Origin of the sequence: Enterobacter sp. ku-bf2, from assembly GCF_001742765.1 — a bacterium.
GTDB classification, from domain to species: Bacteria; Pseudomonadota; Gammaproteobacteria; order Enterobacterales; family Enterobacteriaceae; genus Enterobacter; species Enterobacter quasiroggenkampii.
On the sequence record NZ_MDVW01000001.1, the window covers coordinates 140,353 to 156,106 of the forward strand.

Annotated in this window: 17 protein-coding genes; 9 read left to right on the plus strand and 8 right to left on the minus strand. The window is 56.9% G+C overall.

What is annotated here, in order from left to right:
* Window positions 1-33 precede the first annotated feature (33 nt).
* Genes cmoB through BFG58_RS00690 form a run of 5 tightly spaced genes read right to left on the minus strand, consistent with a single transcriptional unit; the run spans window position 34 to window position 3,614 of the window.
* Window positions 34-1,005 (minus strand): tRNA 5-methoxyuridine(34)/uridine 5-oxyacetic acid(34) synthase CmoB, encoded by a 972-nt coding sequence (gene cmoB, locus BFG58_RS00670; protein WP_069718985.1) that lies wholly within the window; start codon window positions 1,003-1,005, stop codon window positions 34-36.
* The gene (cmoA, locus tag BFG58_RS00675) at window positions 1,002-1,745 is read right to left on the minus strand and encodes a carboxy-S-adenosyl-L-methionine synthase CmoA (RefSeq protein WP_069718986.1); all 744 of its coding nucleotides are present in this window, start codon (window positions 1,743-1,745) and stop codon (window positions 1,002-1,004) included. The genes cmoB and cmoA overlap by 4 nt, the downstream gene beginning before the upstream one ends.
* Window positions 1,746-1,785: 40 nt before the next feature.
* Window positions 1,786-2,181: an MAPEG family protein gene (locus tag BFG58_RS00680; RefSeq protein WP_021240443.1), complete on the minus strand. Its 396-nt coding sequence runs from the start codon at window positions 2,179-2,181 to the stop codon at window positions 1,786-1,788.
* Window positions 2,182-2,232: 51 nt separating this feature from the next.
* Window positions 2,233-3,051: a DUF72 domain-containing protein gene (locus BFG58_RS00685; protein ID WP_069718987.1), complete on the minus strand. Its 819-nt coding sequence runs from the start codon at window positions 3,049-3,051 to the stop codon at window positions 2,233-2,235.
* Window positions 3,048-3,614 (minus strand): hydrolase, encoded by a 567-nt coding sequence (locus BFG58_RS00690; protein WP_045908206.1) that lies wholly within the window; start codon window positions 3,612-3,614, stop codon window positions 3,048-3,050. The genes BFG58_RS00685 and BFG58_RS00690 overlap by 4 nt, the downstream gene beginning before the upstream one ends.
* A gap of 263 nt (window positions 3,615-3,877) precedes the next feature.
* Here BFG58_RS00690 and aspS point away from each other — a divergent pair, with 263 nt between their 5' ends.
* From aspS to ruvB, 6 genes are all read left to right on the plus strand, one after another.
* On the plus strand, window positions 3,878-5,650 hold the full coding sequence (aspS, locus tag BFG58_RS00695) for an aspartate--tRNA ligase (protein WP_032675040.1): 1,773 nt from the start codon (window positions 3,878-3,880) through the stop codon (window positions 5,648-5,650).
* 1 nt (window position 5,651) lies between these two features.
* Entirely contained in the window at window positions 5,652-6,095 is a 444-nt protein-coding gene (nudB, locus tag BFG58_RS00700; protein WP_008500446.1) for a dihydroneopterin triphosphate diphosphatase, read from the plus strand.
* Window positions 6,096-6,122: 27 nt separating this feature from the next.
* Window positions 6,123-6,863 carry a YebC/PmpR family DNA-binding transcriptional regulator gene (locus BFG58_RS00705; protein ID WP_008500447.1) on the plus strand — a complete coding sequence of 247 codons (741 nt, stop codon included), beginning with the start codon at window positions 6,123-6,125 and terminating at the stop codon, window positions 6,861-6,863.
* Window positions 6,864-6,897: 34 nt separating this feature from the next.
* Window positions 6,898-7,419, plus strand: coding sequence for a crossover junction endodeoxyribonuclease RuvC (gene ruvC / locus BFG58_RS00710; RefSeq protein WP_003859749.1), 522 nt, complete (start codon window positions 6,898-6,900; stop codon window positions 7,417-7,419).
* A gap of 80 nt (window positions 7,420-7,499) precedes the next feature.
* On the plus strand, window positions 7,500-8,114 hold the full coding sequence (ruvA, locus tag BFG58_RS00715) for a Holliday junction branch migration protein RuvA (RefSeq protein WP_023617042.1): 615 nt from the start codon (window positions 7,500-7,502) through the stop codon (window positions 8,112-8,114).
* 8 nt (window positions 8,115-8,122) lie between these two features.
* Window positions 8,123-9,133 (plus strand): Holliday junction branch migration DNA helicase RuvB, encoded by a 1,011-nt coding sequence (gene ruvB, locus BFG58_RS00720; protein ID WP_008500449.1) that lies wholly within the window; start codon window positions 8,123-8,125, stop codon window positions 9,131-9,133.
* A 52-nt stretch (window positions 9,134-9,185) separates the two neighbouring features.
* Here the strand turns inward: ruvB and znuB are convergent, their stop codons facing one another.
* Window positions 9,186-9,971: a zinc ABC transporter permease subunit ZnuB gene (znuB, locus tag BFG58_RS00725; RefSeq protein WP_048029424.1), complete on the minus strand. Its 786-nt coding sequence runs from the start codon at window positions 9,969-9,971 to the stop codon at window positions 9,186-9,188.
* A complete protein-coding gene (gene znuC, locus BFG58_RS00730) occupies window positions 9,968-10,723 on the minus strand; it encodes a zinc ABC transporter ATP-binding protein ZnuC (RefSeq protein ID WP_048029425.1) in 756 nt (251 codons plus the stop codon). The genes znuB and znuC overlap by 4 nt, the downstream gene beginning before the upstream one ends.
* A 77-nt stretch (window positions 10,724-10,800) precedes the next feature.
* On the opposite strand from znuC, the gene znuA reads away from it, so the two are divergent.
* The 3 genes from znuA (at window position 10,801) to lpxM (ending at window position 14,173) form a co-directional block, all read left to right on the plus strand.
* Window positions 10,801-11,745 (plus strand): zinc ABC transporter substrate-binding protein ZnuA, encoded by a 945-nt coding sequence (znuA, locus tag BFG58_RS00735; protein ID WP_045908280.1) that lies wholly within the window; start codon window positions 10,801-10,803, stop codon window positions 11,743-11,745.
* Between the two features lie 15 nt (window positions 11,746-11,760).
* On the plus strand, window positions 11,761-13,080 hold the full coding sequence (mepM, locus tag BFG58_RS00740) for a murein DD-endopeptidase MepM (RefSeq protein ID WP_048029426.1): 1,320 nt from the start codon (window positions 11,761-11,763) through the stop codon (window positions 13,078-13,080).
* A 121-nt stretch (window positions 13,081-13,201) separates the two neighbouring features.
* Window positions 13,202-14,173 (plus strand): lauroyl-Kdo(2)-lipid IV(A) myristoyltransferase, encoded by a 972-nt coding sequence (gene lpxM / locus BFG58_RS00745; protein WP_045908211.1) that lies wholly within the window; start codon window positions 13,202-13,204, stop codon window positions 14,171-14,173.
* Between the two features lie 45 nt (window positions 14,174-14,218).
* Here lpxM and pyk read toward each other — a convergent pair whose 3' ends face one another.
* Window positions 14,219-15,661, minus strand: coding sequence for a pyruvate kinase (gene pyk, locus BFG58_RS00750; RefSeq protein ID WP_008500455.1), 1,443 nt, complete (start codon window positions 15,659-15,661; stop codon window positions 14,219-14,221).
* Between the last annotated feature and the right edge of the window lie 93 nt (window positions 15,662-15,754).

A 15,754-nucleotide genomic window follows, 5' to 3' on the forward strand; every position in this document is an offset into this window, starting at 1 on the left:
CGGGTAAGGCGCAGCCGCCACCCGGCTAACAGGTTACGGCTTTGTCGCAATCAACACCGCTCGCATCGGGGCCGGATAGCCTTCGATGGTTTTGCTGTGATCGGTTGGGTCGAGGAACTGCTCCAGGGATTCGGTGATCATCCAGTCGGTGCGGCGCTGCTCTTCGATTGAGGTCACGCTGACATCGGCAATCCGCACGTCCACAAACCCGCATTTCTCCAGCCAGTTCTTCAGCGCCAGCGCGGAAGGGATGAAGTAAACGTTGCGCATCTGCGCGTAGCGATCGCCCGGCACCAGAACGGCATGTTCATCCCCTTCGATGACCAGCGTCTCCAGCACCAGCTCGCCGCCGCTGACCAGCTGATCTTTCAGTTGCCACAGGTGCTCCAGCGGGGAACGACGGTGGTACAGCACGCCCATGGAGAACACGGTATCAAACGCTTTCAGAGCGGGCAGTTGCTCAATACCCAGCGGCAGCAGGTGGGCGCGCTGGTCGTTACCCAGCAGCTTACGTACCGCTTCAAACTGGCACAGGAACAGCTGCATCGGGTCAATACCCACCACCAGATGCGCACCCGCGCCAATCATGCGCCACATGTGGTAACCGCTGCCGCAACCCACGTCCAGAATGGTGCGCCCGGTCAGGTCGGAAAGGTGGGGCAGAACGCGATCCCATTTCCAGTCTGAGCGCCATTCGGTATTGATGTTCACGCCGTACAGCGAGAACGGTCCTTTGCGCCACGGCATCAGGTTGCGCATCAGCGTTTCAATACGGTTGATCTGTCCTGGCGGAAGCGGTTCTTCACTCTCAGCGGTGACGCTGTGCAGGAGATCCAGACGATGCGGGGTCAGCTCGGGCAGAAACTCCACCGCATTCGCCCACTGCTTTAACAGGCCGTGCTGCTGATCGCGCTGCCAGGCGGCAATCTGCGCAGGCAGCGTCTCCAGCCAGTGTGAGAGCTGATTTTTGGCAATCAGCTGATAGAAGTTACTGAACTCGATCATGCCGGTTTCCCCGCTTTCAGCGCCACCAGCGAACCAAAGTTGAAGCACTGGAACCACAGTTCGCTATGCCCAAATCCGGCCTGACGCAGGCGCGCCTTGTGGGTTTCTACGGAGTCCGTCAGCATCACGTTTTCGAGCATGCTGCGCTTCTGGCTGATCTCCAGCTCGCTGTAGCCGTTCGCACGCTTGAAATCGTGATGCATATTGAACAGCAGCTCGCCAACCTCGGCATCTTCAAAACTGAATTTCTCTGAGAGCACCAGCGCGCCGCCAGGATTCAGCCCCTGATAAATTTTGTCCAGCAGCAGCTGGCGGTCTTCCGGCACCAGGAACTGCAGCGTGAAATTCAGCACGACCATCGACGCGTTAGTGATCTCAATCTCGCGGATATCGCCTTCCACCACGTCCACTGGCACAGGGGCTTTGTAGGCGTCAATATGGCGACGGCAGCGTTCAACCATCGCCGGGGAGTTATCGACGGCTATGATTCGGCAGCCTTCGTGGTGAACGTTACGACGAACCGACAGCGTTGCCGCGCCGAGCGAGCAGCCCAGGTCATAGACCTGCGTGCCGGGTTGAACGAAGCGCTCAGCCAGCATGCCGATCATAGAGATAATATTGGAATAACCGGGAACAGAGCGCTGGATCATATCCGGGAAGACTTCGGCTACCCGTTCATCGAAGGTCCAGTCGCCCAGGCTGGCGATAGGCGCGGAAAAAAGCGTGTCGCGATCTGACATAACGTAAAAATCCGGGAAAAATAAAGTGGCGTATTGTGCGCTAATGGAGGGAGAAAACCAACTCCCACGGCATATACCACAGGTTAGCCAGCACCATCAGCAAAAGTGAACACCAGGTCGCACTCATGCCGGAACGACGCCAGCGGATTAAGCGGTGGTGAAAACCGTAATAGTGCATCAGGCGGCCAGCGATAAGCAGCAGGCCACAGATGTGCACCATCCAGGTTTCTGCGCCATTCATCTCCATAAACAGCAGCAGGATTAAGGCCGCGGGGATGTATTCGACCGCATTGCCGTGAATGCGGATTGCGCTTTGCAGTTCGGAAAATCCGCCGTCACCGTAGGAGACGCGGTAGAGCGTTCTGAGGCGCACAACATCAAATGAAAATTTAATCAGCAGTAATGCACCTAACACCGCATACAGCGCGCTGACCATACAAACTCCCTGTTTTTGGCAGATGGCACTTCACTATGATAGGGGGTGATATCAGAAAAGAGAAGATTGTTGTGGGATGGAAGGGGCGCTGCCCACGGACGGCACCGCAGTCTGCAAGGCCTGCCACAGAGCATCGACCAGTTCGGGGGCCTGGGCAATATCCGGCGTGTGCAAAAAGAGATACGGCGTGGTGGTGTGTTCCCACGAGGCCAGTTTTTCCAGCCAGACGGCGAACAGCGCCTGGTTTTGCTGCATGTTATCGCTGCCGATAAACCTGACCATGGGGTTCTTCGCGGTCACCACAGCATGAACGGGCACTTTTGGCTTTTTACGCTGCGCCTCAATGATGGCCTCACTGTGCGGTATCGCGCTGTGCACCGGACGGCTATCGAGGATCACCCGGTTAACGGAACGCTCGAGAAGGCCGCGGTTGAGCGCTTTTTCTGCTTCGCCCTTCGCAAAGAAGTCCTGGTGTCGAACTTCCACGCCGTAGGTAAACTCCCGGGGCAGGGCGTCCAGAAACGTCCACAGTGCGGGCAGGTCGCGCGGGCCAAAGACGGCCGGAAGCTGCAGCCAGTACTGGCCAATGCGGTTTGCCAGAGGCGCCATCCGGGCAAAGAATTCGTCGGTCAACTCACCGCAGTTTCGCAGCGCGGCCTGGTGAGAAATGGTCGCCGGAAACTTGAAGCAGAAGCGGAAGTCGTCGGTCGTTTGTTCCCGCCAGCGCGCAACAATCTCGGCTTTCGGGAGCGCATAGAGGGTAGTGTTACCCTCGACGCAGTTGAAGTGTCGGGCATACTCTTCAAGGCTGGTGATGCCAAGGCGCACCCATTTCGGGTGCGACCACTGGGGTAAACCGACATACATCATAGCGCGCTGACAATCTCATCCGTGCTGCGCACGCGGCCGATGCGCGGGAAGATGTGGGTCATGCTGCCCTGGTGCTGTTCCGCGGAGGCCGCGCTGCAGGCATCTTCGGCGATCACCAGATTAAAACCGAGCTCCCACGCGTTGCGGGCAGTCGACTCCACGCCGATGTTGGTGGAAATACCGCACAGGATAATGGTGTCAATGCCGCGACGGCGGAGCTGCAGCTCAAGATCGGTGCCGTAAAATGCGCCCCACTGGCGTTTAGTGACTTCGATATCGCTGTCGCGTTTGCCAAGCGAGACCGGGTACGTCCACCAGTTTTCCGGCAGGGCACGGGCGGGTGCCTGCGCATCAACGGGCTGTTTTAACGCTTCGGCGTAATCCGCAGACCAGCCGACGCGCACCATGACAACCGGGGCACCGCTGGCGCGGCATTTTTCCGCCAGGCGGGCGGCGCGGCTGACTACATCGTCCGCGGTATGCGGGCCACCGGCGAAGGGCAAAATGCCTTCCTGTAAATCAATGACTACAAGCGCGGTTTTTCTGGCATCAAGGGTTAACATCGTTACTCCCGTTAAATTAATCACTTCCAGACACCATACGACGTGATGGCCTGTTATTGGTCGCATAATTTTGTTAATTTTTGTGAGAATGCGCAATAAGAGTGCAGCAAACGACCGCCTGGCCGTGGTTCGCTCTTATCGTCCGGCGGAATTTCCAGTATAATAGCCGCCTTTTTTCATCCAGTTGTGACATACAGAAAGCTGCGACATAGTAGCCTGCATACCAGGCGACATTTAGCCTGCGGCTAATTAAGGGATATCTCATGCGTACAGAATATTGCGGGCAGCTGCGTCAGTCCCACGTCGGACAGCAGGTCACCCTGTGTGGTTGGGTCAATCGTCGTCGTGATCTTGGTAGCCTTATCTTTATCGATATGCGCGACCGCGAAGGTATCGTTCAGGTGTTCTTCGATCCGGATCGCGCAGATGCGTTGAAGCTGGCCTCTGAGCTGCGTAATGAGTTCTGCATTCAGGTCACCGGCACCGTACGTGCGCGTGACGAGAAAAACGTTAACGCCGACATGGCGACGGGTGCCATTGAAGTGCTGGCGTCCGATCTGACGATCATCAACCGTGCTGAAGCGCTGCCGCTGGACTCCAACCACGTCAACACCGAAGAAGCGCGTCTGAAATACCGCTACCTGGATCTGCGTCGCCCGGAAATGGCTCAGCGCCTGAAAACCCGTGCGAAAATCACCAGCCTGGTGCGTCGCTTTATGGATGACCACGGTTTCCTCGATATCGAAACCCCGATGCTGACCAAAGCCACGCCGGAAGGCGCGCGCGATTACCTGGTGCCATCCCGCGTTCATAAAGGCAAATTCTACGCGCTGCCGCAGTCTCCACAGCTGTTCAAACAGCTGCTGATGATGTCCGGATTCGATCGCTACTATCAGATCGTGAAATGCTTCCGCGACGAAGACCTGCGTGCTGACCGCCAGCCTGAATTTACCCAGATCGATGTGGAAACCTCCTTCATGACCGCCGAGCAGGTGCGTGAAGTGATGGAAGCTCTGGTGCGTAGCCTGTGGAATGACGTGAAAGGCGTTGAGCTGGGCGATTTCCCAATCATGACCTTCGCGGAAGCCGAGCGTCGCTATGGCTCTGACAAACCAGACCTGCGTAACCCAATGGAGCTGGTAGACGTAGCTGATCTGGTTAAAAACGTGGAGTTCGCGGTATTCGCGGGCCCGGCTAACGACGCCAAAGGCCGCGTAGCAGCGCTGCGTGTACCGGGCGGCGCGGCTCTGAGCCGTAAGCAGATCGACGACTACGGTAACTTCATCAAGATCTACGGCGCGAAAGGTCTGGCCTATATTAAAGTGACCGAGCGTGCGAAAGGTCTGGAAGGTATCACCAGCCCGGTCGCGAAATTCCTGAACGCAGACATCGTGGAAGCGATCCTGGAGCGCACCGGCGCGCAGGACGGCGACATGATCTTCTTCGGTGCAGACAACAAGAAAGTCGTTGCGGATGCGATGGGCGCGCTGCGTCTGAAGCTCGGCAAAGACCTGAACCTGACCGACGAGAGCAAATGGGCGCCGCTGTGGGTTATCGACTTCCCAATGTTTGAAGACGACGGTGAGGGCGGCCTGACCGCGATGCACCACCCGTTCACTTCGCCTAAAGAGATGACGGCGGCAGAGCTGAAAGCGGCACCGGAAGAGGCGGTCGCCAACGCCTACGATATGGTCATTAACGGCTACGAAGTGGGCGGCGGTTCCGTGCGTATTCACAGCGGTGAAATGCAGCAGACCGTGTTCGGCATCCTGGGCATCAACGAGCAGGAGCAGCGTGAGAAATTCGGCTTCCTGCTGGACGCGCTGAAATACGGTACGCCTCCGCACGCGGGTCTGGCTTTCGGTCTTGACCGTCTGACCATGCTGCTGACCGGCACCGATAACATCCGTGATGTGATCGCCTTCCCGAAAACCACTGCCGCCGCGTGTCTGATGACCGAAGCGCCAAGCTTTGCCAACCCTGCCGCACTGGCTGAGCTGGGCATTGAGGTGGTGAAGAAGGAAGAGAAAAACTGATATGACATATAAGCTCCCCGTTTCGGTCCTGGTGGTCATTTATGCAGAAGACACGAAGCGGGTGCTGATGTTGCAGCGGCGCGATGACCCTGAATTCTGGCAGTCGGTTACCGGCAGTCTGGAAGAGGGGGAAACCGCGCCGCAGGCCGCCGCGCGTGAAGTAAAGGAAGAGGTCGCCATTGACGTTGCCCGCGAGCAACTGACCCTGAAGGACTGTCAGCGCACGGTGGAGTTTGAAATTTTTAGCCATTTACGTCATCGCTACGCGCCGGGTACCGAGCGCAATACGGAATCGTGGTTCTGTCTCGCGCTCCCCCATGAACGGGAGATCGTGTTTACCGAACACCTGACCTACCGCTGGGTGAATGCGGCGGATGCCGCCGCACTGACCAAGTCGTGGAGCAACCGGCAGGCGATTGAAGAATTTGTAATTAACGCAGCCTGAAAAGGCGCGATTTTTGGAGAACTTTTTATGGCAGGTCATAGTAAGTGGGCCAACACCAAACACCGCAAAGCGGCACAGGATGCCAAGCGCGGTAAGATCTTTACCAAAATCATTCGCGAGCTGGTGACGGCAGCGCGTCTGGGTGGCGGCGACCCGGCGTCTAACCCGCGTCTGCGTGCGGCGGTAGATAAGGCGCTGTCCAACAACATGACGCGTGACACCCTGAACCGTGCTATCGCACGTGGCGTGGGCGGCGATGAAGACGCGAACATGGAAACCATCATCTATGAAGGTTACGGTCCTGGCGGTACGGCGGTAATGGTTGAGTGCCTGTCCGACAACCGTAACCGTACCGTTGCGGAAGTGCGCCACGCGTTCACCAAAACCGGTGGCAACCTGGGCACTGACGGTTCCGTTGCGTACCTGTTCAGCAAAAAAGGCGTCATCTCCTTCGAGAAAGGCGACGAAGATGCGATCATGGAAGCGGCGCTCGAAGCCGGTGCGGAAGACGTGGTGACCTTTGACGACGGTGCTATCGACGTTTACACCGCGTGGGAAGAGATGGGTGCCGTGCGCGATGCGCTGGAAGCGGCTGGCCTGAAAGCGGACAACGCTGAAGTCTCCATGATCCCGTCCACCAAAGCGGACATGGATGCGGAAACTGCACCAAAACTGCTGCGTCTGATCGACATGCTCGAAGACTGCGACGACGTTCAGGAAGTGTACCACAACGGTGAAATCTCTGATGAGGTTGCAGCGACTCTCTAATGAGAGCGTGTAGATCCGTTACAGGAGACGCGTGATGTCGATTATTCTCGGGATTGACCCAGGCTCACGCGTCACCGGATATGGCGTTATCCGTCAGGTGGGACGCCAGTTAACCTACCTCGGCAGCGGCTGTATTCGCACCAAAGTGGACGATCTGCCGTCGCGCCTGAAGCTCATTTATGCGGGCGTGTCGGAGATCATCACCCAGTTTCAGCCGGACTATTTCGCCATCGAGCAAGTCTTTATGGCGAAAAACGCCGATTCGGCGCTAAAGCTCGGTCAGGCGCGCGGGGTGGCCATCGTGGCTGCGGTAAACCAGGATTTGCCGGTATTTGAATACGCGGCACGTCAGGTCAAGCAGACGGTGGTGGGCATCGGTAGCGCGGAGAAAAGTCAGGTGCAGCACATGGTGCGTACCCTGCTGAAGCTCCCTGCAAACCCGCAGGCTGACGCCGCGGATGCGCTGGCGATTGCGATTACCCACTGTCACGTCAGCCAGAACGCGATGCAAATGAGCGAGTCGCGGCTCAATCTGGCGCGAGGCAGGTTACGATAATGACAAATCAGGCTGGATGTTTATCCAGCCTTTTTTTATTATGTCGGCAGTTAATTTCTTCCAGAACGCAGGAGCGTCACGTGATAGGCAGACTCAGAGGCATCATCATTGAAAAACAACCCCCGTTAGTGCTGCTGGAAGTGGGTGGCGTGGGCTATGAAGTCCATATGCCGATGACCTGCTTCTACGAGCTGCCGGACGCGGGCAAAGAGGCGATTGTCTTTACTCAGTTTGTGGTGCGTGAAGATGCTCAGCTGCTGTACGGCTTCAACAACAAACAGGAACGCACGCTGTTCCGCGAGCTGATTAAAACCAACGGCGTCGGGCCAAAGTTGGCGCTGGCGATCTTATCCGGCATGTCAGCGCCACAGTTTGTGAATGCCGTTGAGCGTGAAGATCCTGCTGCGCTGATTAAGCTTCCTGGCATTGGTAAGAAAACGGCAGAGCGCCTGATTGTCGAGATGAAAGACCGCTTCAAAGGCCTGCATGGCGATCTCTTCACGCCGGCGGCCGATCTGGTGCTGACCTCCCCAGGCGCGCCTGCGACGGATGATGACGCCGAGCAGGAAGCGGTTGCCGCGCTGGTGGCGCTGGGCTATAAACCTCAGGAGGCCAGCCGCATGGTAAGTAAAATTGCCAAACCGGACGCCAGCAGTGAAACCCTGATTCGTGAAGCGCTGCGCGCTGCATTGTGAGGTAAAGGATGATTGAAGCAGACCGCCTGGTTTCGGCAGGCACTGTTCAGGCAGAGGATGTGGTGGATCGCGCGATTCGCCCAAAACTGCTTGATGAGTACATTGGCCAGCCGCAGGTTCGTTCCCAGATGGAGATTTTTATCCAGGCGGCAAAACTGCGCGGCGATGCGCTCGATCACCTGCTGATTTTTGGCCCTCCGGGGTTGGGCAAAACCACGCTGGCGAATATCGTCGCTAATGAAATGGGCGTAAACCTGCGCACCACCTCCGGCCCGGTGCTGGAGAAGGCGGGCGATTTGGCGGCCATGCTGACCAACCTCGAACCGCATGACGTGCTGTTTATCGATGAGATCCACCGTCTGTCACCGGTGGTGGAAGAAGTGCTCTATCCGGCGATGGAAGATTATCAGCTGGATATCATGATTGGTGAAGGTCCGGCTGCGCGCTCCATCAAAATCGATCTGCCGCCGTTTACCCTGATTGGCGCAACGACGCGAGCCGGGTCGTTGACCTCTCCACTGCGCGACCGTTTCGGTATCGTGCAGCGTCTGGAGTTTTACCAGGTGGCCGACCTCCAGCACATCGTTGGCCGCAGCGCCCGCTATATGGGGCTGGAGATGAGCGAAGAAGGTGCGTTTGAAGTGGCGAAGCGTTCCCGCGGTACGCCGCGTATTGCCAACCGCCTGCTGCGCCGCGTGCGTGACTTTGCTGAGGTGAAGCACAACGGTTCGATCTCCGCTGAGATCGCCGCGCAGGCGCTGGATATGCTGAACGTCGATGCCGAAGGTTTTGACTACATGGACCGCAAGCTGCTGCTGGCGGTGCTGGACAAGTTCTTTGGTGGCCCGGTCGGGCTGGATAACCTGGCGGCGGCAATCGGGGAAGAGCGTGAAACCATTGAGGATGTGCTTGAACCGTATCTGATCCAGCAGGGCTTCTTGCAGCGCACACCGCGTGGCCGCATGGCGACGGTGCGGGCGTGGAATCATTTCGGCATTACGCCACCGGCAATGCCGTAAGCAGCGATAATTTGTAGCCCCGGTAAGCGAAGCGCCACCGGGGACATGTCCACTACTGCGCGGTCTTCTTCATCATACTGAAGATAAACAGCACCGCCGCACTCAGCACCACGGACGGCCCGGCAGGCGTGTCATAGAACGCCGAGAAGGTGAGTCCACCCGTTACCGCAATCATTCCGACAATCACGGCCACACCGGCCATTTGCTCCGGCGTACGGGCAAAACGACGCGCCGTAGCCGCAGGGATGATCAGCAGTGACGTAATAATCAGCGCCCCGACAAACTTCATCGCCACGCCAATGGTTAACGCCGTTACCAGCATCAGCAGCAGCTTAACGCGCTGCAGCTTCACGCCGTCGACAAACGCCAGGTCCGGGCTGACGGTCATGGCCAGCAGGTTACGCCACTGCCAGAGCAGAATGCCGAGCACCACCACAACGCCAATCGCGATAGCGATGAGATCGTCTGGCGTGACGGCCAGCAGGTCACCGAACAGGTAAGCCATCAGATCCACGCGGATATTCGACATCAGGCTGACCACCACCAGGCCCAGCGACAGGGCACTGTGCGCCATGATGCCAAGCAGGGTATCGATGGCGAGGTGAGGGCGCTTTTCCAGCCAGACCAGACCGGCCGCCAGCAGCAGCGTGACCACAATCACCGCGTAGAACGGGTTGACGTTCAGCAGCAGGCCAAAAGCCACGCCCAGCAGGGACGCGTGCGCCAGGGTATCACCGAAGTAAGACATTCTGCGCCACACCACAAACGAGCCGAGCGGGCCCGCGGCGCAGGCAAGCATAATCCCGGCCAGCCAGCCGGGCAGTAACAGTTCAATCATGAGTGTCCATTTCCCCGACGCAGAACGATTCGTCCCTGCAAATCATGGCGATGATTATGATGATGGCGATAGATGCCGAGCTGTTCAGCGCCGCGAGGGCCGAACATGGAAATAAATTCCGGATGCATGGAGACCACTTCAGGCGTGCCGGAGCAGCAGATATGGTGGTTAAGACACAGCACTTCGTCAGTCTTTGCCATCACCAGATGCAGGTCGTGGGATACCATCAGCACCGCGCAGTTCAGTTCCCGGCGCAGCTGGTCAATGAGGTCGTATAGCGCGACCTGGCCGTTGACGTCTACGCCCTGCGTCGGCTCATCCAGTACCAGCAGCTGCGGGCTGCTGAGCAACGCGCGGGCAAGTAAAACGCGCTGCGTTTCTCCGCCGGACAGTTTTTGCAGCGGCGCATCGACAAGATGGCCCGCCTGCACGCGCTTCAGCGCCGGGAGAATATCGGCTTTACGCGTGCCGGGACGCAGGCGCAGGAAACGGCTCACCGTCAGCGGCAGCGTGGCGTCGAGGTGCAGTTTTTGCGGCACATAGCCGATGCGCAATTTTTCCTCGCGCGTGATCACGCCTTCATCGGGTGCGACCAGACCCAGCACCACCCGCACCAGAGTGGATTTGCCTGCGCCATTGGGGCCGAGCAGCGTCAGAATTTTGCCGGGCTTCAGATCGAGCGACACGTCAGAGAGGACGCGGCGCTGGCCAAATGAGACCGAAATATTTTCAAGGGAAACCAATGTCGTCATGTCATTTTAAGCTTGAAGAAGTCAACGAATGTTATAATATCACATTCCACGCATTCACTACGATGATTAGTCGCATTATGTTACATAAAAATACGCTTCTTTTCGCAGCATTATCCGCTGCCCTTTGGGGTACAACCGCACAAGATGTTAACGCTGCGGTTGTCGCTTCGCTTAAACCACTCGGGTTCATCGCGTCAGCCATTGCTGACGGGGTAACAGAAACCCAGGTTCTGCTCCCGGATGGTGCATCGGAGCATGATTATTCCCTGCGCCCTTCCGATGTAAAACGCTTACAAAACGCGGACTTAGTTGTCTGGATCGGTCCGGAAATGGAAGCGTTTATGCAGAAGTCAGCAAAACAGGTGGCGGGTGAAAAACAGGTCGCGATTGCCGACCTCCCCGGCGTGAAACCGTTACTCATGAAAGGGGCGGATGACGACGGCGACGAACATGACCATCATGCTGCCGACGGTGAAAAAGGTGATGGAGATCACCATCACGGCGAGTACAACATGCATCTTTGGTTATCCCCAGAGATAGCGCGGCTTTCAGCGGTTGCAATCCATGACAAATTAGTGGAACTTATGCCGCAAAGTCGAGCCAAACTAGACGCCAACCTGAAAGATTTTGAGGCACAATTAGCCGCAACCGATAAGCAGGTTGGTAATGAGCTCGCACCGTTGAAAGGAAAAGGGTATTTCGTTTTTCATGACGCCTACGGCTATTACGAAAAACACTACGGTTTGACCCCGCTGGGTCATTTTACCGTCAACCCTGAAATTCAACCTGGTGCGCAGCGTTTACATGAAATCAGAACACAGCTGGTTGAGCAAAAAGCGACATGCGTTTTTGCTGAGCCACAGTTCAGGCCAGCGGTCGTAGAAGCCGTGGCCAGGGGGACATCCGTGCGCATGGGGACCCTTGACCCGCTAGGAACGAATATCCAGTTGAGCAAAGCGAGCTATTCGCAGTTCCTCAGCCAACTGGCGAACCAGTATGCGAGCTGCCTGAAAGGAGATTAACGAGGAAGTGAATACGTGCAACAGATAGCCCGCTCTGTCGCCCTGGCATTTAACAATCTGCCTCGACCCCACCGCGTCATGCTGGGGTCGCTTACAGTACTCACCTTAGCGGTCGCCGTCTGGCGGCCCTATGTTTACCACCCGAGTTCTGCCCCTATTATCAAAACCATCGAGCTTGAAAAGAGCGAAATCCGTTCTTTGCTGCCTGAAGCCAGTGAGCCTATCGACCAGTCGGCTCAGGAAGATGAAGCAATTCCACAGGATGAACTGGACGATAAAACCGAGAACGAAGCGGGTATTCACGAATATGTTGTTTCTACCGGGGACACGCTGAGCAGCGTGCTGAACCAGTACGGCATCGACATGGGGAATATCAGCCAGCTGGCGGCGGCAGATAAAGATCTTCGCAACCTGAAAATTGGGCAACAGCTCTCCTGGACGTTAACGGCCGATGGCGATCTGCAGCGTCTGACCTGGGAAATGTCCCGCCGCGAAACCCGCACCTACGATCGCACGGCGACGGGCTTTAAAATGACCAGCGAAATGCAGAAGGGCGACTGGGTTAACAGCGTTCTGAAAGGCACCGTGGGGGCAAGCTTTGTTTCCAGCGCGCGTGATGCAGGGTTGACCAGCGCTGAAATCAGTTCGGTGATCAAAGCCATGCAGTGGCAGATGGATTTCCGCAAACTGAAGAAGGGCGATGAGTTCTCCGTTCTGATGTCCCGCGAAATGCTTGACGGCAAGCGCGAGCAAAGCCAGCTGCTGGGCGTGCGTCTGCGCTCCGAGGGCAAAGATTATTACGCGATCCGTGCTGAAGACGGTAAGTTCTACGACCGCAGCGGTACGGGCCTTGCAAAAGGCTTCCTGCGCTTCCCGACGGCTAAACAGTTCCGCGTCTCCTCCAACTTTAACCCGCGTCGTCTGAACCCGGTAACCGGGCGTGTCGCACCGCACCGTGGCGTTGACTTTGCCATGCCGCAGGGCACACCGGTTCTGGCGGTAGGGGATGGTGAAGTGGTGGTGGCCAAACGTAGCGGTGCAGCCGGGTATTACGTTGCGGTACGTCATGGCCGTACGTATACGACCCGCTACATGCACCTGCGTAAGCTGCTGGTTAAACCGGGCCAGAAGGTGAAACGTGGCGATCGTATTGCGATCTCTGGTAATACCGGACGCTCTACCGGCCCGCACCTGCACTATGAAGTGTGGATTAACCAACAGGCAGTGAACCCGCTGACGGCGAAACTGCCGCGCACCGAAGGCCTGACAGGTAAAGATCGTACTGATTATCTGGCGCAGGTGAAAGAGGTGTTGCCGCAGCTGAGCTTAGACTAAGCCCTCTGTTTTTGTTAAAAAAGCCGGCGCACACTGACGCCGGCTTTTTCTTTTGTGCGCGGACGACTGCCTCGCTACACTATCTGAATAATTTTTTGCGTCATCAGACCCTGGATCCAGCATGGAAACCCAAAAAAACAATATTGAATACATTCCTGAGTTTGAAAAATCCTTTCGTCATCCGCGCAACTGGGGCGCCTGGCTTGGCGTTTATGCCTTTGCGGGGATAGCGATGCTGCCGGCTTCCGTCCGCGATCCTGTCCTGGGTAAAATTGGCCGTCTGGCCGGGCGTTTTGGCAAGAGTGCCCGCCGTCGCGCGCAGATCAACCTCTATTACTGTTTTCCGGAAAAGAGTGATGCCGAGCGCGAGGCAATCATTGATGAGATGTATACCACCGCACCGCAGGCCATGGCGATGATGGCGGAGCTGGCGCTGAAAGGGCCGGATAAAATTGTCGATCGCGTTGACTGGAAAGGGCTGGAAATCATCGAGGAGATGCGTCGCAATGACGAGAAAGTCATTTTCCTTGTCCCACACGGCTGGGGCGTTGATATTCCGGCGATGCTGATGGCCTCTCAGGGCCAGAAGATGGCGGCAATGTTCCACAATCAGGGCAATAAGATTTTCGATTTTGTCTGGAATACGGTGCGTCGTCGTTTTGGTGGACGCCTGCATGCCCGTAACGATGGCATTAAGCCCTTCATTCAGTCGGTACGTCAGGGATACTGGGGCTACTATCTGCCGGATCAGGACCACGGCCCCGAGCACAGCGAGTTTGTCGATTTCTTTGCGACCTATAAAGCGACGCTCCCCGCGATTGGTCGCCTGATGAAAGTGTGTCGTGCCCGGGTGATCCCGCTGTTCCCGGTCTATGACGGCAAAACGCATCGCCTGAGTATTGAGGTTCGTCCGCCGATGGACGATCTGCTCACCGCCGATGACCACACCATTGCGCGTCGGATGAACGAAGAGGTGGAGATTCTGGTGGGACCGCATGCCGAACAGTACACGTGGATTTTGAAGCTGCTTAAAACGCGCAAACCGGGCGAAACAGAGCCGTATAAACGCAAAGAGCTGTATCCAACGAAATAAAAAAAGCCCTCTCCATCTGGAGAGGGCTTTTTAACAGAGACGTTATTACTCGACGGTCATAACGCGGGTGGTGTTGGTTGAGCCGATGGTGCTCATCACATCGCCCTGGGTCACAATGACGATATCACCGGACACCAGATAGCCTTTGTCGCGCAGCAGGTTTACGGCATCGTGCGCGGCGGCCACGCCGTCATTGGTGCTGTCGAAGTGAACCGGCGTCACGCCGCGGTAGAGCGCCGTCAGGTTCAGCGTACGTTCGTGACGGGACATGGCGAAGATCGGCAGACCCGAGCTGATACGCGAGGTCATCAGCGCGGTACGGCCAGATTCGGTCATGGTGATGATCGCGGTAACGCCCTTAAGATGGTTTGCCGCATACATTGCCGACATCGCAATCGCTTCTTCCACGTTGTCGAACTGCACGTCCAGACGGTGTTTAGAGACGTTGATGCTTGGGATCTTTTCAGCGCCCAGGCAGACGCGCGCCATGGCGGCCACGGTTTCTGCCGGATACTGACCTGCTGCGGTTTCTGCGGAGAGCATCACCGCATCGGTTCCGTCAAGCACGGCGTTTGCCACGTCCATGACTTCGGCACGGGTTGGCATCGGGTTAGTGATCATCGATTCCATCATCTGAGTGGCGGTGATCACCGCGCGGTTCAGCTGACGTGCGCGACGAATCAGGGCTTTCTGAATACCGACCAGCTCAGGGTCGCCGATTTCCACACCCAGGTCGCCGCGCGCAACCATCACCACGTCAGACGCGAGGATCACGTCGTCCATGGCATCCTGATCGCAAACGGCTTCCGCACGCTCAACTTTGGCGACGATTTTGGCATCGCAGCCTGCATCGCGTGCCAGGCGACGCGCATAGTTCAGATCTTCGCCGCAGCGCGGGAAGGAGACAGCCAGGTAATCAACGCCGATCAGCGCAGCCGTCACGATGTCCGCTTTGTCTTTATCGGTGAGCGCTTCTGCAGAGAGGCCGCCGCCCAGTTTGTTGATGCCTTTATTGTTGGAGAGCGGGCCGCCGACGGTGACTTCGGTGAACACTTTCATGCCCTGAACTTCCAGCACTTTAAGCTGTACGCGGCCGTCATCAAGCAGCAGGATATCGCCAGGTACGACGTCAGCCGGGAGGCCTTTATAGTCGATACCGACTTTTTCTTTATCGCCTTCGCCTTTGCCCAGGTTGGCATCCAGCAGGAATTTGTCGCCGATATTGAGGAAAACTTTCCCCTCTTTAAAGGTGGAGACACGAATTTTTGGACCCTGCAAATCACCGAGGATAGCAACGTGGCGGCCCAGTTTTGCTGCGATTTCACGCACTTTATCGGCACGTAATTTATGGTCTTCTGGCGTACCGTGAGAGAAGTTCATACGCACCACGTTGGCACCGGCGGCAATAATTTTTTCGAGATTATTATCGCGATCGGTGGCCGGGCCTAAGGTGGTTACGATCTTGGTTCTGCGAAGCCTTCTGGACATGTAATACTCCGTTGACTGAAACAACTTTGGTGTTGCGTGAACATTGAATCGGCCTTCATCTGCTGCAAGGCAGCGGCGAGGGGACCGAATGCC